Annotated in this window: 20 protein-coding genes and 1 pseudogene; 14 read left to right on the top strand and 7 right to left on the bottom strand. The window is 35.4% G+C overall.

Going from position 1 to position 19,796, the window contains the following annotated elements:
- Positions 1–345 precede the first annotated feature (345 nt).
- Together ubiB and AAGD87_RS06540 are read right to left on the bottom strand one after the other, a co-directional pair.
- A complete protein-coding gene (gene ubiB, locus AAGD87_RS06545) occupies positions 346–1,776 on the bottom strand; it encodes a 2-polyprenylphenol 6-hydroxylase (protein WP_264339656.1) in 1,431 nt (476 codons plus the stop codon).
- Complete coding sequence (locus AAGD87_RS06540; RefSeq protein WP_038199232.1) at positions 1,773–2,513, bottom strand: metal ABC transporter ATP-binding protein; 741 nt, start codon at positions 2,511–2,513, stop codon at positions 1,773–1,775. Before AAGD87_RS06540 ends, ubiB begins: the two co-directional genes overlap by 4 nt.
- Here AAGD87_RS06540 and AAGD87_RS06535 point away from each other — a divergent pair.
- The gene (locus tag AAGD87_RS06535; protein WP_341817521.1) at positions 2,505–3,386 is read left to right on the top strand and encodes a zinc ABC transporter substrate-binding protein; all 882 of its coding nucleotides are present in this window, start codon (positions 2,505–2,507) and stop codon (positions 3,384–3,386) included. The two genes, AAGD87_RS06540 and AAGD87_RS06535, sit on opposite strands and share 9 nt — an antisense overlap.
- Positions 3,387–3,769: 383 nt before the next feature.
- On the opposite strand, the gene AAGD87_RS06530 is transcribed toward AAGD87_RS06535, so the two are convergent.
- Both AAGD87_RS06530 and rpmG read right to left on the bottom strand, forming a co-directional pair.
- On the bottom strand, positions 3,770–4,045 hold the full coding sequence (locus AAGD87_RS06530; RefSeq protein ID WP_010082632.1) for a helix-turn-helix domain-containing protein: 276 nt from the start codon (positions 4,043–4,045) through the stop codon (positions 3,770–3,772).
- A gap of 25 nt (positions 4,046–4,070) precedes the next feature.
- Positions 4,071–4,271: a 50S ribosomal protein L33 gene (gene rpmG / locus AAGD87_RS06525; RefSeq protein ID WP_010082633.1), complete on the bottom strand. Its 201-nt coding sequence runs from the start codon at positions 4,269–4,271 to the stop codon at positions 4,071–4,073.
- Positions 4,272–4,420: 149 nt separating this feature from the next.
- Between rpmG and AAGD87_RS06520 the strand changes: the two genes are divergently transcribed.
- The 8 genes from AAGD87_RS06520 (at position 4,421) to AAGD87_RS06485 (ending at position 12,299) form a co-directional block, all read left to right on the top strand.
- Positions 4,421–6,184, top strand: a complete 1,764-nt coding sequence (locus AAGD87_RS06520) for a ribonuclease E/G (RefSeq protein ID WP_095742804.1) — start codon at positions 4,421–4,423, stop codon at positions 6,182–6,184.
- An 86-nt stretch (positions 6,185–6,270) separates the two neighbouring features.
- Positions 6,271–8,193, top strand: a complete 1,923-nt coding sequence (gene dnaK / locus AAGD87_RS06515; RefSeq protein WP_012673300.1) for a molecular chaperone DnaK — start codon at positions 6,271–6,273, stop codon at positions 8,191–8,193.
- Positions 8,194–8,263: 70 nt separating this feature from the next.
- Positions 8,264–8,548, top strand: a complete 285-nt coding sequence (locus AAGD87_RS06510) for a BolA family protein (protein ID WP_077188332.1) — start codon at positions 8,264–8,266, stop codon at positions 8,546–8,548.
- Positions 8,549–8,555: 7 nt separating this feature from the next.
- Positions 8,556–9,797 (top strand): cystathionine beta-lyase, encoded by a 1,242-nt coding sequence (gene metC / locus AAGD87_RS06505; RefSeq protein WP_341817520.1) that lies wholly within the window; start codon positions 8,556–8,558, stop codon positions 9,795–9,797.
- Positions 9,772–11,208: a UDP-N-acetylmuramoyl-L-alanyl-D-glutamate--2,6-diaminopimelate ligase gene (locus AAGD87_RS06500; protein WP_341817519.1), complete on the top strand. Its 1,437-nt coding sequence runs from the start codon at positions 9,772–9,774 to the stop codon at positions 11,206–11,208. Before metC ends, AAGD87_RS06500 begins: the two co-directional genes overlap by 26 nt.
- 165 nt (positions 11,209–11,373) lie before the next feature.
- A complete protein-coding gene (locus AAGD87_RS06495; protein WP_007548762.1) occupies positions 11,374–11,703 on the top strand; it encodes a transposase in 330 nt (109 codons plus the stop codon).
- On the top strand, positions 11,687–11,887 hold the full coding sequence (locus AAGD87_RS06490) for a hypothetical protein (protein WP_010082383.1): 201 nt from the start codon (positions 11,687–11,689) through the stop codon (positions 11,885–11,887). The genes AAGD87_RS06495 and AAGD87_RS06490 overlap by 17 nt, the downstream gene beginning before the upstream one ends.
- 19 nt (positions 11,888–11,906) lie before the next feature.
- Entirely contained in the window at positions 11,907–12,299 is a 393-nt protein-coding gene (locus AAGD87_RS06485) for a transposase (protein ID WP_338481864.1), read from the top strand.
- A 98-nt stretch (positions 12,300–12,397) separates the two neighbouring features.
- On the opposite strand, the gene AAGD87_RS06480 is transcribed toward AAGD87_RS06485, so the two are convergent.
- A protein-coding gene (locus AAGD87_RS06480) for an IS630 family transposase (RefSeq protein ID WP_264705388.1) occupies positions 12,398–13,257 on the bottom strand; the annotation gives its coding sequence in 2 pieces (ribosomal slippage) (positions 12,398–12,933 and positions 12,933–13,257; 861 coding nt in all).
- A gap of 87 nt (positions 13,258–13,344) precedes the next feature.
- Between AAGD87_RS06480 and AAGD87_RS06475 the strand changes: the two genes are divergently transcribed.
- The 4 genes and pseudogenes from AAGD87_RS06475 to AAGD87_RS06460 form a co-directional block, all read left to right on the top strand.
- The gene (locus tag AAGD87_RS06475) at positions 13,345–13,605 is read left to right on the top strand and encodes a hypothetical protein (protein WP_341817518.1); all 261 of its coding nucleotides are present in this window, start codon (positions 13,345–13,347) and stop codon (positions 13,603–13,605) included.
- Between the two features lie 12 nt (positions 13,606–13,617).
- The gene (gene rpsO, locus AAGD87_RS06470; protein WP_006279944.1) at positions 13,618–13,890 is read left to right on the top strand and encodes a 30S ribosomal protein S15; all 273 of its coding nucleotides are present in this window, start codon (positions 13,618–13,620) and stop codon (positions 13,888–13,890) included.
- Between the two features lie 14 nt (positions 13,891–13,904).
- Complete coding sequence (gene pnp, locus AAGD87_RS06465) at positions 13,905–16,178, top strand: polyribonucleotide nucleotidyltransferase (protein ID WP_341817517.1); 2,274 nt, start codon at positions 13,905–13,907, stop codon at positions 16,176–16,178.
- Between the two features lie 205 nt (positions 16,179–16,383).
- Positions 16,384–16,767 (top strand): annotated as a pseudogene (locus AAGD87_RS06460) (IS66 family transposase); the annotation flags it as partial.
- 28 nt (positions 16,768–16,795) lie between these two features.
- On the opposite strand, the gene AAGD87_RS06455 reads toward AAGD87_RS06460, so the two are convergent.
- Positions 16,796–17,655, bottom strand: a protein-coding gene (locus AAGD87_RS06455) for an IS630 family transposase (RefSeq protein WP_264705388.1) whose coding sequence is annotated in 2 segments (ribosomal slippage) — positions 16,796–17,331 and positions 17,331–17,655 — 861 coding nt in all. Because the reading frame shifts where the segments join, the coding sequence is not laid out codon by codon here.
- Between the two features lie 187 nt (positions 17,656–17,842).
- Here AAGD87_RS06455 and AAGD87_RS06450 point away from each other — a divergent pair.
- Positions 17,843–18,316 (top strand): transposase, encoded by a 474-nt coding sequence (locus AAGD87_RS06450; RefSeq protein WP_341817516.1) that lies wholly within the window; start codon positions 17,843–17,845, stop codon positions 18,314–18,316.
- Positions 18,317–18,672: 356 nt separating this feature from the next.
- Here the strand turns inward: AAGD87_RS06450 and AAGD87_RS06445 are convergent, their stop codons facing one another.
- Positions 18,673–19,650 carry a quinone oxidoreductase family protein gene (locus AAGD87_RS06445; protein ID WP_264723920.1) on the bottom strand — a complete coding sequence of 326 codons (978 nt, stop codon included), beginning with the start codon at positions 19,648–19,650 and terminating at the stop codon, positions 18,673–18,675.
- Positions 19,651–19,796 lie beyond the last annotated feature (146 nt).

The following is a 19,796-nucleotide window of genomic DNA, read 5'->3' as shown; positions in this document are numbered from 1 at the left end:
TTGCTGCTTGAAATGTTTTCTTTGTAAAAATTTGGCTTATCTTTATATCATCTCATTCAAACAGCATTAACATAACTTATGCCTTTTTTGGATGTAGAAATTTTCTAGGAATTGTCTTTTTGAATTCTATGGTATTTTGTTTAACATTGAAACAAGAGGCCAGTGTCACGCACTGGCATGACACCCATTTGTTCCTATAGTTGTCTTTTCTCGTCTACCTTATTTTGCCACTCTGCTGAACAGATACATAAAGAAAGTGGAAAATTGGACATTCTCAACTCGGCTCCTGCAGATTAAAAATTAAGTTGAATAAAAATTGGATTTGACGCAGTTTTTTCCCATAGTTTAAGAAATTAAAAGTTTAACGATTAGAATTATAATTACAAACCACAGCAAAAAATAGACTTTTCCATTTGATTTATTTTTAATTTGGATGTTTTCTAATTTTTTATCAGCTATTAGGTTCAATTTTTCTATAAGGCTAAATATTCCTTGGATTGTTTTTATGGGATAAGAACTTCTAATTTTTTCCCTATACCCTATTTTATTTTCATGTTGACTGCTTATCCACGCTTCAACTACTTTCCACATATTGATTTCTGGGTAGATCTTTCTACATGTCCCTTCCAGTAAAATCATAGTTTTCTGCAGCAATAACAATTGTGTTTGAACTTTCATATCAAAATCACCAGTTATTTTTAATAGCTGAGCAAGTAAACTAGCAAATGAAATCTTCTGTATAGGCTGCCCAATAATGGGTTCACCTATTGCCCTGCAAGCTGTGACAAAATTTCTATGCTGTGATGAAACGTAACCAGCTTTAAAGTGCATTTTTGCAACGTGATCATAATCCCGATTTAAAAAGCCTTTGAGTATCTCTATAACGTAATAGCATGTCTCACGATCTATTCTACCCATGATTCCACAATCCAGAGCAATAATATTGTTATTACTATCAACCATTAGATTTCCAGGATGCATATCAGCATGAAAAAAACAATCCCTGTATACCTGATTACAAAACGATTCTATAAGATTGATAGCTATTTGCTTATGATTATTCAGTTTTTCAACTTCGTATATTGGCGTTGCTTCTATCCATTCTAATGTTAAAACCTTTTTCGAAGTTCTATTCCAATCTACTTCAGGTACGTAAAAACCTCTGTCATTTTTTGTGTTTTCCTTTAGTTCCGAAGAGTGAGCAGCTTCAAAACGTAGATCTAACTCTAATCGGCAAATTTCAGCAAAAGTTTTAACTAATTCAATTGGCCTCAGCCTTTTTGATTGTTCGCTAAATTTTTCTGCAATTTCTGCGAGCCAAGAAAGCATTTTTATATCCCTTGAGAATGTTTTCTCAATATTTGGCCTTAAAACCTTCACAGCAACTTCCTTACCCTCAGTTGTAACCGCTCTATGCACCTGAGAAATCGATGCTGCTGCAATTGGCTTTTCAGAAAAGCTTGAAAAAATGTCGCTCAATTTACAATTAAACTCACTTTCTATAGTTTTAACTGCTATTTTATGTGAAAACGATGGCAATCTATCACATATCAATAACAAGTTATTTGTTATATCTTCATTTAAAACATCAGTACGTGATGAGATAGACTGCCCAAACTTAATGAACACCGGACCTAATTTTTCAAGAGCACACTTTAGCTTGTGGCCTTGTATTTTATTTATTGATTTTTTTGATGGTGGAAGTAAATAAGGTAATATATTGTAACGCGTCAGCACCGTAGTTATGTGCAGAAGACGCAAAATATTTTGAATCATTTCGCTGCGTAACTGCTAAATATTTCATTTAGGGTTCTATTTTTCATAATCTCATCAGGCTTGCCTTGGCAATAGATAGTATTATTTATACAAATTATGTAATCTGAGGATGGTAGAGCAGAGTTAAGATCATGAGAAGTCATAAGAATCGATACCAATCGTTTTTTTGCTATTTTATTTATAATATCATAAAATTTAGCCCGTGCGTTAATATCCATTGCACTAACTGGCTCATCTAGAATGATCAAGTCAGGCTCTGCAATTAAACAACGTGCAAGCAGTAATAATTGTGTTTGCCCTGCAGAAATTTCTAATACTTGATTTTTCAAAATGTTACCGATACCAGCCAACTCTATCGTTTCTGTAATAATGGATTGATTTTTCTTTAGTCTTTTCAAGGAGCTATTTAAAAGAAAATATTCAACTGTTATTGGCATCAAATTACTAATACTAAAATTTTGCGGCATGTAGCTAATTTTTGTGTTCTCAGCTAACACAATATTTCCAGTATAATTTTTATTTATACCAGCAATTGCTTTCACTAAAGAGGTTTTACCTCCACCATTTGGACCAAGTATTGTAATTATGTCTCCTCTTTCCATGAACATATTGATATTGTCAAGGATTCTTTTACCATCATATGCGAGAGCAAGATTTTCTATTTTTAGAACACGATTATTGACATTATTCAATTTATTGACAAAATTTAACTTCTTCTCAACGTTTATATGAGACATTTACTGGCTTTTTTTCTATTACTTTCACTTACACTATACTATAATATTGCCTTTTCATCCAATTTAAAAGTTGTAGCTACAATCAAACCTATCCACTCACTTGTAGCTTCTGTTACAGAAGGGATTTTAGAACCGGAATTGCTTGGCTATGCAACATCTGCACATAATTATATATTAAAGCCATCTGATGCGAGTAATTTAGAATCAAGTGACGTTATATTTTATGTTGACGATAACTTAGAGACGTTTGTTCAAACTTTCGCCAAAAATAATAAAGAACTAGTGCAATTGTCAAAGGCAATCAACCTACTTCCTACTCGGCCACATTCATTTTCTAGAAAAATCACTCACATTCAAGATGAAAAAGATTTACACATGTGGCTGAGTCCCGAAAATGCAAAGAGCATGATACTTTCTATAAGTGCAACATTGTCTGACATAGATAAAGGAAATTCCCATCGATACAGTTCTAATGCAACAAAAGCTATAAAAAAAATAGACCAAGAAGTAAAAGAAATCATGAAAGAACTGAATGATTTTAAAAATCAAAAATACATCGTTACTCATGATGCTTATCAATATTTTGAAAAATATTTCGGTCTAAATCATCCAAGCGCTATTCTTTCCATAGAAGAGGATTCTTACATAGGTATGAAGAGTTTAATGAAGCTAAAAAAGATAATGAAGGAAGAAAACGTTAAATGTATATTTGCTCATTCACAGGAAGATAGGATAAAGCCTAACGCCCTTTCTAATGACGCAAAAATGGTAGTTCTTGATCCTATTGGATCAGACATAGAGCCTGGAAAAGATGCATATCTAGCTATAATCAATAGCATTGCACAAAATTTTAAGTCTTGTTTTGTTGAGTAATAAGTTCCCTTTTAGCTTACTGTTTTATTGTTCTACAAATCAAGAAGAAGTGAGTTTACAACAAATGGTGTCATTCCAGTCTGGAATCCAGCTTTTTCATAATCATCAAAACGTTGTATTTTAACATAAAACGGCTACTTTTATGCTTACTAACTTAATAAAATTCCTGGATCCCAGACTGGGATGACATCGTAGGGGTGCTGGCCTGATAACCGTCATCCCGCTACTTGTTAGCGGGATCTAGAGATACCGCGAATGAATCGCGGTATGACGGTTCGCGGCGGCATGACGATAAGGTTTATACCTTGTCATCCCAGTGCTTGACACCGGGGTTGATTTATCTTGTCTACCTTATTTTGCCACTCCGCTGAACGGATACCATATTATGCAGGTTTAGAATTATGCTTTATTCTTACGTTTATGTCTTGGCCCAATACAATCAATAAGTTAAGCAAGTATTCTAAGGAGAACCCTTCGATTTTTGACCTATTGATTTGAGATACTTTAGGTTGATCAATCTTTAGAGCGTTTGCTGCTTTTTTCTGTGTTGTGTACTTCTTACTTATTAATTGTGCAATGACCTTTATTAATTTCAGTTTTGTATCTTTCACATCCCCCAACTCTACTATTATAGGATAACTTAATTGTAAATTTTGCATAATAATAAAATTCCTTATAAAAAAATTACTTTAGTTTTTCTTCTTTAAATAACACATGCCTTCTGACTACTGGGTCATACTTCCTAAACTCCAGTTTTTTGGTAAGCTTTTTTGGATTACGCTTTTTTACATAAAAATAGCCAGTTGATTTTTCTTCACCAGTTTTTGTTATCTTGATTGCAGTGCTGACTAACTTAACGAGCAAAGAAGCATTTTTTTTCGCCATACTTATAATGATATAATAAATTCTATGCGAGTTTATTACGCAAAATACTAAAAGTCAATCGAATAATGCAGATTGCAAAATCCTTGACAATCAACAGTGCATTAAGTAGCATAAAGTTAACTTCAGAATAAAAAGCAAACGGTAAATAAGTGACAAATAGTGGTAAAAGGGTATTGTTGATAGAAAATTCTATCTGTTCTAATGAGGTAAGAGTTGCCTTGTCAATTAATAACAAGGTTGTAGAATTTGAACAAGAATTCAAGGAAAAAAAACAATTAAGAGGTAATATATACGTTGCTTATATAAAGCGTATAGAGCCTTCTTTGCAAGCCGTATTTATTGAATATGGGAAAAATAAGCAAGGTTTTTTGTCTTTTTCCGAGATATCTCTAGATTACTTCAACATTCCAGAAAAAGAAAAGGAAACTATCTTTGAGGGCTACTCAAATGACGATTGTATAGAAGAAGCCTCAGCAAATGTTTCTTCAGATTCTGCAGCTAGTAAGAATGTCAACGGATCAGGTAGTGGTTTTGTAAGAGAGGTACCTTTATATAAAAAATACAAATTACAAGATGTTATTTCAGTAAATCAAAAAGTATTGGTCCAGCTAACTAAAGAGGAACGAGGCAATAAAGGAGCTTCATTTACAACATACATAACTTTAGTGGGTAGATACTGTGTTTTCATGCCAAATTCCATGAGTAAAGGTGGAGTGTCTCGCAGAATTGAAGATGCTAATGTCAGAAAGCAGTTAAAGGAGATACTGAGTTCAATAAACTTGCCAAAAAGATCAGGTTTAATAGTAAGAACTGTTGGTTCAGGAAAAAATAAGAAAGAAATTGAGCAGGATTACAATTACTTATCCTCATTATGGCAGAGCATTCAAAAAAATGCCTTCTCTGTAAACGTTCCATCATTAATTTACAATGAAGCAGATGTAATTATGAGATCTGTTCGTGATTTTTGTAGCGATGGTATAGAAGTTATAGTGTCTGGAAAGGAAGCTTTTGAGGCAGTTAGGCAATATGCTAACAATGCACTAAAAGGTAGTAAGTTGCGCTATAGATTGTATAGAGGTTATGCTCCGATCTTTACTTACTACGGAATCGAAGATCAAATTTCTGAGTTATATAGCAATAGAGTAGAATTGCCATCTGGTGGGTCTTTGATAATAACTTTAACTGAGGCGTTTGTTTCAATAGACGTAAATTCAGGAAAGATGACAGGAGAAGATAGCATAGAAGAAACAGCTTATAGAACCAACATGGAAGCAGTACCTGAAATATCAAGACAGGTGAATCTTAGGGGCCTATCAGGATTAATAGTAGTCGATTTTATTGATATGTTGAAATATCAGTATTGCAGAGCTGTTGAGTCTGCTATAAAGCAAGCGTTTAAAGATGATAAAGCTAAAGTTCAATTTAGCTACATAAATGACTTTGGTTTAATGGTATTTTCAAGACAAAGAATTAAACCAAACATACAAGAAATTAATACTACAGAGTGTTTACACTGCAAAGGTACTGGAAGAGTAAAATCAAACGAAGTAATTGTTTCATCAATACTAAGGGATTTACAACATATTGCTAACAAGAATCGAAATAAGTCTTTTGATTTAGTAGCACACAGTGCAGTTATAGCGCACATTTTTAATAACAAACGCAATACAGTTTCTACAATCGAAAAAGAGTTTAATATTACATTGAACGTTAGTATTGATAACAGTTTAGATGTAAATACATTTGTTTTAAAACAAGGAGATGATGTTAATTTAAACGGTTATAAGCCATTACAGAACTCTGGATACCAAATTGGGGATAGCAGCAATGAAGAAGCTGATAATTCAAATAAACTACGAGGCAATTTTTGGCTGACTAAGTGGCTTTCGCGCCTTTTAAGTTCTAATAACTAATTAGAAACCTAAATTGGGCTTGTAATTAATGAGCCCTATGCTTATATATTCTTATATCAGATAATATTTACAATGGGGTACTCATTATGGGAAGAGCAATAGGCATAGATCTCGGAACAACAAATTCTTGTGTTGCAATAATGCAGGGCAAGGATACAAAGGTAATAGAAAATAAAGAAGGGGCAAGAACTACTCCATCTATAGTTGCATTGACTTCTTCAGGAGAAAGGTTGATTGGTGCTCCAGCAAAAAGGCAAGCAACCACCAATGCAAGTAATACCTTTTTTGCTACTAAGAGATTAATAGGCCGTCAATATAGTGATCCTGAGATGAAAAATCTAAGTGTACCATACAAAGTATTTGCAGCAAAAAGTGGTGATGCATGGGTTAAAACAACTGATAATAAAGAATATTCTCCTAGTCAAATTGGTGCATTTATACTACAAAACATGAAAGAGGCAGCAGAAGCTTATCTTGGAGAGGAAGTAAAAGATGCTGTGATAACAGTGCCAGCATACTTCAACGACTCTCAACGTCAAGCAACAAAAGATGCAGGAAAAATTGCCGGATTAAATGTACTCAGAATAGTAAATGAACCGACTGCTGCAGCACTTGCTTATGGTCTTGATAAGAAACATGGGCACACAATAGTAGTATATGACCTTGGTGGTGGTACATTTGACGTTTCAATACTTGAAATAGGTGATGGAGTTTTCGAAGTGAAAGCAACAAACGGTGATACCCATCTTGGAGGTGAAGACTTTGATAATGGAGTAGTGAGTTATTTACTAGATGAATTCAAGAAAAGTAATGGCATTGATTTGAAAAATGATCCAATGGCTATGCAAAGAATCAAAGAAGCTGCTGAAAAAGCGAAAATTGAATTATCAAGTGCAATGGAAACGGAAATAAATCTACCGTTTATTACAGCTGATGCAAGTGGTCCAAAACACTTAAATATGAAATTAACGAGAGCAAAACTTGAAAGCTTAGTGAATGATTTAATCGAAAGAACTATGGCTCCTTGTAAAAAAGCTCTTGAGGATGCTGGTTTATCTGCTAGTCAAATTGGCGAAGTGGTTCTTGTTGGTGGCATGACTCGTATGCCAAAAGTCATAGAGAAAGTTAAAGAATTCTTTGGCAAAGATCCACATAGAGGAGTTAACCCTGATGAAGTTGTAGCAATTGGAGCTGCAATACAGGCGGGGATCATTCAAGGTGATGTAAGAGATGTGTTACTACTTGATGTGACCCCACTTTCTCTTGGTATTGAAACTCTAGGAGGAGTATTCACTCCACTTATTGAGCGTAATACTACAATTCCTACCAAAAAATCTCAGGTGTTTTCAACTGCAGAAGATAACCAAACAGCTGTTACAATTAAGGTGCATCAGGGTGAAAGAAAACTGGCAGTTGATAATAAGCTACTCGGTCAGTTTAGTTTGGAAGGGATACCTCCTGCTCCGCGCGGAAGGCCACAAATTGAAGTGACATTTGATATAGATGCAAATGGAATAGCACACGTTTCTGCAAAAGATAAAGCTACTGGAAAAGAGCAAAAAATACGCATTCAATCTTCAGGTGGTTTATCTGATGATGAAATAAATCGCATGGTAAAAGAAGCTGAAGAAAAAGCGCAAGAAGATGAAAAGCGCAAAAAGTTTATTGAAGTGAAGAATCAAGCGGATAGCTTAGTCCATTCTACAGAAAAGTCTCTGACAGAGTATGGTGATAAAGTTTCACCAGAAGATAGATCTGCTATTGAAAATGCAGTTAACGAATTAAAAGAAGTTAGTAAATCTGATAACATTGATGACGCTGATTCAATACAGCAGAAAGTCACTAATCTTTCTCAATTATCTATGAAACTTGGAGAAGCTATGTATCAAGCATCTCAACAAAATAGTGCTGAAAATGGCTTTTCATCAGAAGGAAATCCAAATGATAAAGAGGAAAAAGTAGTAGATTCTGATTATCAAGACATAGATAATAAAGAAGAGAATAAGTAATTGCGATTGTCATCCAAGTAGCTGATACTGGGATGACAAGAGGAGCATATTGTTGCTTAAAGAAACCATTATGGATATTATTAAAACAATAGAAGAAAAGATACGCGATTCGATAGATGTAATTGATATCAACATTATCGATGAATCAGCAAAGCATGCTGATCATTATTTTGCTTCATCTTCAACATTACCTTCGCACATTAAATTAATATTAATATCTGACGGCTTTATTGGAATGAGCGTTCTAAAAAGACACAAGTTGATTTATGAGTTATTGAAGGGTGAGATAGAGCTAATACATGCAATTTCTCTTCACTTGTATACGCAAGATGAGTACAATTTAAAAAATAAATAATAAAAATGTGAAGGAAGAGTCTATATTAGTTAAAGCAGGAAGAAAATTTAATGACTATAAAGGTTCTATGAACCCGCCAGTTTATCATTCTTCTACCATATTATTCCCTACTTACAAGGACTACTTAAATGCAGCAAATGGAGAAAGTATATACGATGTAATCAACGATGATGTTGCAAGAGATTACAGCTATAGTAATGTTGGTACTCCCACTGTTCATTATTTTTCAAATGCACTGGCTGAAATTGAAGGGAGTGGACAAGCGCTTATTTTTCCTTCCGGACTATTTGCACTTACTTTTGCTATTTTGACTTTCACTAAAGCAGGTTCTCATATTTTAATTCAGGATAACAGTTATTACCGACTCAAGAGATTTGCCGAAAATGAGTTACCAAACAGGGGAATAGAAGTAACTTTTTATGATCCAACACAGGATATAACTGATTTAATTCAGAGTAATACTTCATTGATAATGATCGAGACTCCTGGTTCTGTAACGTTTGAGATTTCGAATATAGAGCATATAGTAAAAGTTGCTAAAGAACGTGGAATCGTAACCGTTTGCGACAATTCATGGGCCACTCCTTTGTTATTTAAGCCGCTTGATTATGGAATTGATGTTGCACTATATGCGGTAACAAAGTATCTAGCCGGTCACTCAGATTTAGTGATGGGAGCTATGGTTGCTGAAGGTGAAACTTTTAAATTGCTTTATGAGAGCCATAAAAATTATGGGGTAACCATTCAATCGCACGACTGCTACCTTGCACATAGGGGACTAAGAACACTGCACACACGTATAAAAAGGCACCAAAATACAGCAATGGAAGTGGCAAAGTGGCTAGAAAAACATTTAAAAATCAAAAAAGTTTTGTACCCAGCACTTCCCTCCCATCCTCAACACGAATTATGGAAAAGTTACTTTAAAGGAGCAAGCGGCGTATTCAGTATAGTATTGGGTAGAGAATATTCATGTGAAGAACTAAGCTGCATGGTTGATCACATGAAAATTTTTGGTATCGGTGCTTCTTGGGGAGGGTGCGACAGTTTGATATTACCAATAGATCGTAGATCTATGTCAAGATCTGTAATGAATTCAGATTATGGTGGAAGTTTTATACGGATATTTTGTGGACTGGAAGATCCTGAAGATTTGATCTTTGACCTTAATGACGCACTAAAAAGGTTACCATGTTTAGACTTTCAAAACGATGAAGTAGGACATGAAACTGAGAGAATTACTGCATAACATTATTGATGTTAACTTTGATATTGAAATCAAAGGCGTCACATGTAATCCCAAGAAAATCAAGGAAGGTTATCTTTTTGTTTGTGTGTCAGAAAGGGATAGGATTTACATAGATCAGATATTATCTTGTGGAGCTAAAGCGATAATTGCAAGTGATTGCATAACAGAAGCTTCAAGCCTTGGTATCATTCCAACGCGTGATGCTGGAATCTGTATCTTCCACCCAAACCCTCAAGAAATATACAGCGAAATAGTCAGCAGGTTTTATCAATTCAAACAGCCAAAATATGTTGCTGCTGTAACAGGCACAAATGGCAAGACTTCAGTAGTAGAATTTTGCCTCCAGATCTGGCAAAACGCTGGCTATAATGCTGCGTCTATTGGAACACTTGGAACATGCATCAATAATGGTAGAAAAGGTAATAGCAACAGTCTTACCACTCCAGGTGCAGATGACCTTTACGCAGCATTACGTGATATAGATAATAAAAACGTAGAGCACTTAGTGTTAGAAGCATCAAGTCATGGGATTGATCAATATAGAATCCATGGATTAAAGTTGAGTGCTGCAGCTTTTACTAATTTCTCGCAAGATCATTTAGATTACCATAAAAGTCTTGGTGGATATTTAGAAACTAAAAAAAGGTTATTTTACGAAGTATTACCAGAAGGAAAAACAGCGATTTTAAATGCGGATATAGATGAATACGGCGCATTGCTTAAAATAGCTGAAAAACGCAGTAATAAAGTTGTGACTTATGGAAAAAAAGGCTCTGATATTACTTTATTAGAGCAAACATCAACCCCTAATGGTCAACATCTTACAGTAAAAATTGATAACCAAATTTACAATACATTTTTCCCAGTTTTAGGAAAATTTCAAGCATATAATCTGCTATGTGCAATTGGTATATCTGGATTAAATTACAGAGAAATATGCGTAGAAAAACTCGTTTCTCCACCAGGAAGAATGGAAAAAGTGAAACCTTTTGCATTCGTGGATTACGCTCATACTCCAAGTGCGCTTAAACAAGCCCTATTGTCTTTAAAATGGCATATCAACAAAAAAATAATTCTAGTTTTTGGATGCGGTGGAAATCGCGATCAGATGAAACGTTCAGAAATGGGCAAAATAGCACAAATGTATGCAGATAAAGTAATAATTACAGATGATAATTCGCGTGATGAAGATCCGGCAAAAATTCGCCACGATATTTTGCTACATTGCCCTGATGCACTGGAGATAGGAGGTAGGAGAGAAGCTATAGAGAAAGGCGTAGATATTGCCTATAACGAGGGTATGATTCTGCTAGTTGCAGGAAAGGGAAATGAGAAATTTCAAATTATAGGCAACCAAACTTTTGAATTTAGCGATGTTGAGGTTATTAAAAATCATGCCTTAACATACTGATTTTCGCAATGGGCTTACCTCCGCTAATGTGGGAATATTGAAGCAAAAGTGATGTCATCCCAGTGCTTGACACTGGGATGGCTTTGTTGCATAGCAACTGAAAAAATTTGGTGGCTACTGACAAAATTCATTATAAAATAGCCATTTAACCTTGAAAGAAAAAATATGCCACAAAAAATGAGGGTCAGTAACCATAGCGAATATAACAAATTTCTAGAAAAAAGAGGAAATATTTTTCATTATATCAACGAAGCCATAGAAAAGTGGTACGAGAATGGTCCAAAAATACCAGGTGGCAACAATATTTATAGCGATAAAGTTGTAATTTTGGTGCACATAATAACTTGTTTATTTAGAATAGGCCTGAGGCAAACAGTTGGGTTTATAGCAGGATACCTTGAGCAAATTGGGAAAAATTTGCAAGTTATCAGCTATTCACAATCATCAAGAAGGTTTAAGAAACTCAATATTAAGATCAATGATTGCAGAAAATAATATGGAAGATATCGAAATTGCTATAGACAGTACAGGAATTAGTATATACAACAACACTCCTGGTCATAGCAAAGAAAATAGCGAAGATAGAAAGTATCGCAGCTATGAACAGACAAGAAAATTGCATGTAATGTTGAATACAAACAGCAAAAAAGCCATAGCTGTAAAATACAGTAACGGCTGATCACTATGGAGCTTGTGATTTGCTAAAAGAAGTCGATTTTCAGTATGTCATAAAAGTACTATATGCAGATAGGGCATATGACAGAGAAAAGCTCTATAAGCTGTGTAATCAATATGGTATAAAAACGAAAATTCCTCCGAAAAACAACGCAGCAGAGCATCCAAAGTTAGACTATATGGCTGAGAGAAATGCTGCAATTAGACTAATAAAATCATGCAGCGAAGATGGAATGAAGAGGTGGAAAAGGCAAACAAACTACGGAAAAAGATCTTATATAGAAAGTTTTTTCTCGCGACTGAAACAAACATTCGGGTTTAGTTTTAGGAATAAATCTGAGACAAATAGAGAGAAGGAACTAAATGCTATTTGCTCAATAAGTTCACTGATATTGGTATGGCTAAATTTGAGATAGCTTCATAAATTTATTGTGCGTTACCTACTATCCGAAGAGCGATGCAACAAAGCCATCCCAGTGTCAGCTATAGCATTTCTCATAATAGTCCGAACAGGTCATAGGAAGGCAGAATCAACAGCACGACGAAAGGATTCGAATAGAGGAATGTTTTTCCTGGCTCTGTTTTTTATAGCAAACCAATGATGCTCAATTTTGTTGAAATCTGGAGAATAAGGCGGCAGATACAAAATTTCTGCACCAACCCCTTTAGCAAGCTCGATAATCTTATCAGACTTATGAAAAGTAGCATTGTCAAGAATGACAGTCTGTCCAGGTTCCAAGATCGGTGTCAAAAATTGCTCAAACCATCCATTAAAAACATCCATATTACAGTGGCCTTCAAAGGTTAACGGAACAACTATCTTTCTTCCACTTAAGGCTGCAACCATACTGATTCGTTGAGTTTTCTTTCCAGATTTTAAGGCATAAAACCGCTGTCCTTTCTGGCAATATCCGTAGGGGTAGTCTTCGGTGTTATCAATGCCAGACTCATCTATATACACTAAGTTTTTAGGTTCTTTTGTCGCTATAATTTTCAAAAATTCAGCACGTTTTTCTTCGTTTCTTTCCTTGTATCCATATGTCTTTTTTTGCGCGTAAATCCAATTTTTTTAAGGGCTCGATAGATCGTTTGGATACTAACGTTGTTCCAAAGTTTAGCCATTTCCGATAGAGTCTTTCCTCCGTGTTCTCTGGCAAATTTGGCAAAGGTATCCCAGTCGGTAATTTTGTGATTGTAACCCCCATTTCCAAGTTTTTTTGATTGAAAGTCTCCTGTTTCTTTTCTTCTTTGCTGCCACTCCCATAAAGTAGTTCGTCCAATCTTAAATCTTGCTGCCACTGTTTCTCTGCTTTCTCCTTCGTCTAGCGCTTCCATTGCTTTTTTTCTTAAATCATAACTATATGCTGCTGGCATTCAACCTCCTTATCATCATCTACCCTTATCCTATCACATCCGGACTTTTATGGAAAGAGCTATACTTGGATGACAGAGGGGGGTGGGATGACAGAAGATGATGGAGTGACAGGGAGTAATACAAAAAGTTTCGTCATCCCCATTGAATCGGCTTTAAAATCGATGTTCAAAGTTGAAATTTCCCTAGAAGATGCGGGGAAAATCAGAAAAGGTCAGGAAGTTGTATTAAATAACTTGCGTAATTTAAAGAATCATGATATTTGTTGTACGGTGGTGGGTAGTGTACCTATTGCAATCTGCAATTTTATTTATGGTTGTGTGAAACCTATTCGTGTTTTTAATATTTAAAATGAGGTTTAGATGTCGATAACATCCGAAAAGAAAAAGAGTTTGATAAATATATATGCAATTAAAGAAGATGATACAGGTTCATCTTTTGTACAATGTGCAATTTTGACCGAGAGGATCAGTAATTTAACTGAGCACTTTAAAGTGCACAAGCATGACCATCACTCTAAGCGTGGTTTACTTATATTGATAGGTAGAAGACGCAAGCACTTAAATTATATAAAGCGTAAATTTGGTAATGAAGCCTATCAGGAATTAATAGAGAAGTTAGGCATTAGAAAATAATCGAGGAATTTAGTATGTTTAAAATTATAAAAAAATCTATAGAGTGGGGTGGTCGTACCTTATCTTTAGAAACAGGAAAAATAGCACGCCAAGCTCATGGTTCAGTAGTTGTAAATTACGGTGATACTTCTGTTTTAGTAACTGTTGTAAGTAAAAAGAAGGAAGAAAATGTTGATTTTCTTCCTTTAAATGTACAGTTTATCGCAAAAAGCTATGCCATGGGTAAGATCCCTGGCGGCTTTTTTAAAAGAGAAGGCAAGCCATCTGATAGAGAAACTTTAATCTCAAGGGTAATAGATAGAAGTATAAGACCACTATTTCCAGAAGGATTTAATGATGAAGTTAGTGTGGTGTGCAATCTATTAACTTATGATACAGTCAATCCTCCTGAAGTGCCAGCATTGATTGGTGCTGTTGCAGCTCTTGCAATTTCTGGTGTTCCTTTTCACTTTACTATAGCTGGAGTGATGGTTGGTTGTGATGAAAATAATAACTATATACTCAACCCTTCTGTTCAAGAGATGAAAGCAAGCAGCTTGGATCTGTTTTTGTCCGGTGATGAAAATTCAATTTTAATGGTTGAATCAGAAGTGAAAGAGCTCTCTGAAGAAAATGTTTTTAATGCAATAAAATTTGGCCATGAACACCTTAAACCTGTCATTAAGCTCATAAAAGAGTTTGCTGATACAATTGGCAATAAACCTAAGAGCTTTGCTCCTATTGATACATCAGATATAACACAAGAGCTCGAAAAATACGGTAAAGATTTTGAAAAAGCATATTCGCAAACAGTAAAACAAGAGCGAGTTCAAGCTTTAGAAGCGATCAGAGAGAATATATTGAATACTCTTAAAGAAACTGGAAAAGACGAAAAGTTAATTATGTATGCAGTAAAAAACTTTGAAAGATCTTTAGTACGTGAAATAATTAGGAAGAAAAGTGTAAGGATAGACGGTCGTAAGCATGATGAGATACGTCAGATAGAAGTTGAAGTTGATATTCTGTCCAAAACTCACGGTTCTGCACTATTTACAAGAGGCAATACTCAGGCACTGGTTGTTACTGCTCTTGGCACCACTCAAGATGAGCAAATTGTGGATGATATTGAAGGGGATAGACGTGAGCATTTCATGTTGCATTATAACTTTCCCTCATTTGCTGTTGGAGAAACTTCTGCTGCGCGTGCACCAGGAAGAAGAGAAATCGGTCATGGCAAACTTGCTTGGAAAGCAATTCATCCTGTTTTACCCGATAAGTCTGAATTTCCTTATACAATAAGAGTAGTGTCCGAAATTTTGGAGTCTGATGGTTCTTCTTCTATGGCAACAGTTTGTGGGACTTCTCTTGCTTTAATGGATACGGGTGTGCCAATAAAGGCCCCTGTTGCTGGAATTGCTATGGGTCTCATCAAAGATAAAGACGAGTATGTAATACTTTCCGATATACTTGGTGATGAAGATTATCTTGGTGATATGGACTTTAAAGTAGCAGGAACTAGTGAAGGGGTTACGGCGCTACAAATGGACATGAAAATTTCTGGTATAAGCTTTGAAATTGTTGAAAAATCTTTAGAACAGGCAAAAGCTGGAAGATTACATATTTTAGAAAAAATGAATGCAGTGATTTCAGAACACAGTGATGATGTCAAAGACCATGCACCAAGGATGTTATCATTTTACATAGATAAAGACAAAATTTCTGCTGCTATAGGTTCTAAGGGGAAAAATATACGCAGTGTGTGTGAAAGAAGTAATGCAAAAATTGAAATAGGAGATGATGGTAAAGTTTCTGTTTTTGCTACGAGTGGCACTGAAGCTGAAATTGCAAAGAGTATGATGATTGATTCAATAACAAAACTAGAACAAGGTTCTATAGTTGATGTCAAGGTTGTAAGAATAGAGAAGTCTATTGTAGAGCTTGAATTTCTTAATGGCAGAAAAGGAAAAATGCACATAAGTGAAGTAGCTAATGAACATATAGATTCTATAGAGAGCGTACTTAAACAAGATGATATTTTCAAAGCACTAGTAATTGACTTCGAAAAAGATGGGTGTCCAAAGTTGTCAAGACGTCGGGTTGACCAAGAGACGGGAGAGTTTTTTGAAGGTGAGCTTTACAACGAGGAAAGGAAAGATGGTCCAAATGACAGGGATAATTATTACAATAATTCATTTAGTAGAAAACCTGGAGGAAGTCACCATAAGAGGCCTCCTCGTCCTCGTTCTGGTTTCAGCAACAGAAATAGGCCGAAATTTGGTAATAATGATTCATCATCAGGTTTTTATTAAGAGTAAACTTCTTGCGTTACCTCTCGTCATTCCAGTGCTTAACACTGGAATGACACCCTTTCTGGTGAAGGTTGTTCTCAAATCACAATGTTAGTACAATTGTGGTGTTAGCTATAGCTAACCCAAGGTATCCGTTCAGCGGAGTGGTAGAATAAGGTAGACAAAGTGATCTAAAAAGATAATCATAGAGCAAAAGTGAGGTAATGTGGTAAACCTTTTAGAACTTTGCAAAAATTTACAGCAAAAAATAGAAAAACTGAAAGCAGAGATAGAAAACTTAAAAGCAGAAAATAAAGCTTTAAAGATAGAGAACGCTGAATTAAAGGAAAGGCTTGGTTTAAACTCGAAAAATTCATCTCTACCGAGCTCTAAAGAATTGTACAAAACAAAAAAGGACAAGCCAAAAAGCGAAAGGAATGTTGGCGATCAGGTTGGGCATAAAGGAAATTTTCATGCTACAATGGAAGCGGATAAAGTAGTAAAAATAGAGTTGCCTAATATTTGCGAATGCGGAGGAGAGCTTGTAATATGCGAAAAACCTTATGTTCACCAAAAAGTTGATCTTCCGGAAATTAGGCCTTATGTAGTATAGCATTTCTCATAATAGTCCGAACAGGTCATAGGAAGGCAGAATCAACAGCACGACGAAAGGATTCGAATAGAGGAATGTTTTTCCTGGCTCTGTTTTTTATAGCAAACCAATGATGCTCAATTTTGTTGAAATCTGGAGAATAAGGCGGCAGATACAAAATTTCTGCACCAACCCCTTTAGCAAGCTCGATAATCTTATCAGACTTATGAAAAGTAGCATTGTCAAGAATGACAGTCTGTCCAGGTTCCAAGATCGGTGTCAAAAATTGCTCAAACCATCCATTAAAAACATCCATATTACAGTGGCCTTCAAAGGTTAACGGAACAACTATCTTTCTTCCACTTAAGGCTGCAACCATACTGATTCGTTGAGTTTTCTTTCCAGATTTTAAGGCATAAAACCGCTGTCCTTTCTGGCAATATCCGTAGGGGTAGTCTTCGGTGTTATCAATGCCAGACTCATCTATATACACTAAGTTTTTAGGTTCTTTTGTCGCTATAATTTTCAAAAATTCAGCACGTTTTTCTTCGTTTCTTTCCTTGTATCCATATGTCTTTTTTTGCGCGTAAATCCAATTTTTTTAAGGGCTCGATAGATCGTTTGGATACTAACGTTGTTCCAAAGTTTAGCCATTTCCGATAGAGTCTTTCCTCCGTGTTCTCTGGCAAATTTGGCAAAGGTATCCCAGTCGGTAATTTTGTGATTGTAACCCCCATTTCCAAGTTTTTTTGATTGAAAGTCTCCTGTTTCTTTTCTTCTTTGCTGCCACTCCCATAAAGTAGTTCGTCCAATCTTAAATCTTGCTGCCACTGTTTCTCTGCTTTCTCCTTCGTCTAGCGCTTCCATTGCTTTTTTTCTTAAATCATAACTATATGCTGCTGGCATTCAACCTCCTTATCATCATCTACCCTTATCCTATCACATCCGGACTTTTATGGAAAGAGCTATAATATGGAAGATATCGAAATTGCTATAGACAGTACAGGAATTAGTATATACAACAACACACAGCAAGGAAAATAGCACTGACAGAAAATATCGTGGCTATGAGCAAACGAGAAAATTGCACGTAATGTTGAATATAAACAACAAAAAAGCCATAGCTGTAAAATACAGTAACGGTGTCTACTCTGATCACTATGGAGCTTGTGATTTGCTAAAAGAAGTTGATTTTCAGCATGCCATAAAAGCACTATATGCAGATAGAGCATGTGATAGGCACAAGTTTTATAAGTTGTGTAACGAATATGATATAAAGACAAAAATTCCACCAATAAACAATGCGGCAGAACATCCAGAAATAGATTATATGTCTAACAGGAATGCTGCTATTAGGTTAATAAAATTATACGGTGAAGATGGCATGAAAGAATGGAAAAAAGAAGTAAATTATGGGAAAAGATCTTATATTGAAGGGTTTTTCTCAAGATTAAAGCAAATATTCGGATTTAGTTTTAGGAATAAATCTGAGATAAATCGAGAAAAAGAACTAAATGCTATTTGCTTAATAAATTCACTGATATTGGTATGGCTAAATTTGAGATAGTTACATGAATTTACCATAAATCACCATCTCATAAAGTGTGATGCAACAAAGCCATCCCAGTGTCTGGGCACTGGGATGACAAGAAGAGAGCACTGGAATGACAGGAGAAGGAGGGCTACTACCGTCATAAAGGAACCAGTGTCAGTTACTCGGATGATACCTTTTTCTACTTAATTTGGGTTATGCAAGAAGTCTATTCGCGGTATAGATTCCGCTAACACGTAGCGGGATGACGGTTGTCGGTAAATCTAAGTCAGTTTAGCTATATGCTTTTAATTCCCCCAAAAGGAGAATTAAATATGTGAAGTTCTAGTTGATATGACTTAATGAATGGTTAGTTTAAATTACTAATTTATTTAAGAGATTTTGATAATATTTAACCCACTCGCTTTTCTATTTTCCATATCACGATGTGCTTGAATTATTTCATCAAATTTATATTTTTTATTGATCCGTACAGTTAAAAGTTTTTTTCTTATCATCTCGAAGATTTCCATTGTGGTAAGCACTAATGTGAATCTATCATGCTTATAATGGTATATTGAGGTTCCAGTTGCAAATAACGAACGTGAACTAAGTAAAGAAAAACTAATAGGAGCGTTACCTGATATCTGCCCATAGGAAACGTATATGCCGAACCTGCCTAAAGATTCAAAAGAGAGCTTGCTTGTAGCGTAACCTATGGGGTCATATACTGCACCTACTCCTCTGTTTTGCGTAATCTCCATAATTTTAGAAACGAAGTCTTTATCATTGTAGTTTATTGCGTATGTGCAGCCACTTTGTAAAGCTATCTTCATTTTTTCATCAGAGCTTACAGAACCTATCACTACACCTTTTTTATCCTTTGCCCATTGGCATATTATTTGTCCTAAGCCACCATTAGCCCCATGAACTAGCACGAAAGCACCAGGCCTGATTTTATAAGATTGATTAACTAAATAGTGAGCTGTCATACCTTTAAACAGCACTGCAGCAGCAACTTCATCAGATATGTCATCTGGAATTTTTATCAGATATTTCTGGTGTATAATGCGCTTTTCACAATATGCCCCTGGAGGAGCTGTGCAATATCCAACTCTATCTCCGACCTTCAACCCATCACTGATTTTTTTACCAAGCTTTTCAATAACTCCCACTGCTTCCACTCCAAGCACTGATGGTAAATTTTTAATTTTGCGTGTACCTTTTCTGTGCTCTAAATCATAACGATTTAAGCCGATAGTTGTGTGACGCACTAAGACTTCCTCGCCTTTTGGCTCACCTATGCTCTTATCTACAAATTCTAATACTTCTGGTCCCCCAGTTTTTTTAATTTGTATAGCTCTAACCATGATGAATATTAAGACAAAAACTTTGATTATGTTATCTAACAATTAATATTTTGCAAAGTTATTGTTTTCACAATCAATAGACTTCTTGCGTTACCTCTTGTCATCCCAGTGTCAGCTACTCGGATGACACCCTATTGATTACTGAA

The organism is Wolbachia endosymbiont (group A) of Pherbina coryleti (assembly GCF_964026875.1).
Classification (GTDB): Bacteria; Pseudomonadota; Alphaproteobacteria; order Rickettsiales; family Anaplasmataceae; genus Wolbachia; species Wolbachia pipientis.
This window is presented reverse-complemented; position numbering and strand designations above follow the sequence as displayed.

Bases quoted from the DNA above. Each gene is read 5' to 3' on its own strand.
- AAGD87_RS06495 (WP_007548762.1), top strand. From the start codon at position 11,374: ATGCCACAAAAAATGAGGGTCAGTAACCATAGCGAATATAACAAATTT.
- AAGD87_RS06450 (WP_341817516.1), top strand. From the start codon at position 17,843: ATGTTGAATATAAACAACAAAAAAGCCATAGCTGTAAAATACAGTAAC.
- AAGD87_RS06540 (WP_038199232.1), bottom strand. From the start codon at position 2,513: ATGTCTCATATAAACGTTGAGAAGAAGTTAAATTTTGTCAATAAATTG.
- pnp (WP_341817517.1), top strand. From the start codon at position 13,905: ATGTTTAAAATTATAAAAAAATCTATAGAGTGGGGTGGTCGTACCTTA.
- AAGD87_RS06490 (WP_010082383.1), top strand. From the start codon at position 11,687: ATGATTGCAGAAAATAATATGGAAGATATCGAAATTGCTATAGACAGT.
- rpmG (WP_010082633.1), bottom strand. From the start codon at position 4,271: ATGGCGAAAAAAAATGCTTCTTTGCTCGTTAAGTTAGTCAGCACTGCA.
- AAGD87_RS06530 (WP_010082632.1), bottom strand. From the start codon at position 4,045: ATGCAAAATTTACAATTAAGTTATCCTATAATAGTAGAGTTGGGGGAT.
- AAGD87_RS06535 (WP_341817521.1), top strand. From the start codon at position 2,505: ATGAGACATTTACTGGCTTTTTTTCTATTACTTTCACTTACACTATAC.
- AAGD87_RS06500 (WP_341817519.1), top strand. From the start codon at position 9,772: ATGAAACTGAGAGAATTACTGCATAACATTATTGATGTTAACTTTGAT.
- ubiB (WP_264339656.1), bottom strand. From the start codon at position 1,776: ATGATTCAAAATATTTTGCGTCTTCTGCACATAACTACGGTGCTGACG.
- rpsO (WP_006279944.1), top strand. From the start codon at position 13,618: ATGTCGATAACATCCGAAAAGAAAAAGAGTTTGATAAATATATATGCA.
- dnaK (WP_012673300.1), top strand. From the start codon at position 6,271: ATGGGAAGAGCAATAGGCATAGATCTCGGAACAACAAATTCTTGTGTT.
- AAGD87_RS06510 (WP_077188332.1), top strand. From the start codon at position 8,264: ATGGATATTATTAAAACAATAGAAGAAAAGATACGCGATTCGATAGAT.
- AAGD87_RS06475 (WP_341817518.1), top strand. From the start codon at position 13,345: ATGACAGAAGATGATGGAGTGACAGGGAGTAATACAAAAAGTTTCGTC.
- AAGD87_RS06445 (WP_264723920.1), bottom strand. From the start codon at position 19,650: ATGGTTAGAGCTATACAAATTAAAAAAACTGGGGGACCAGAAGTATTA.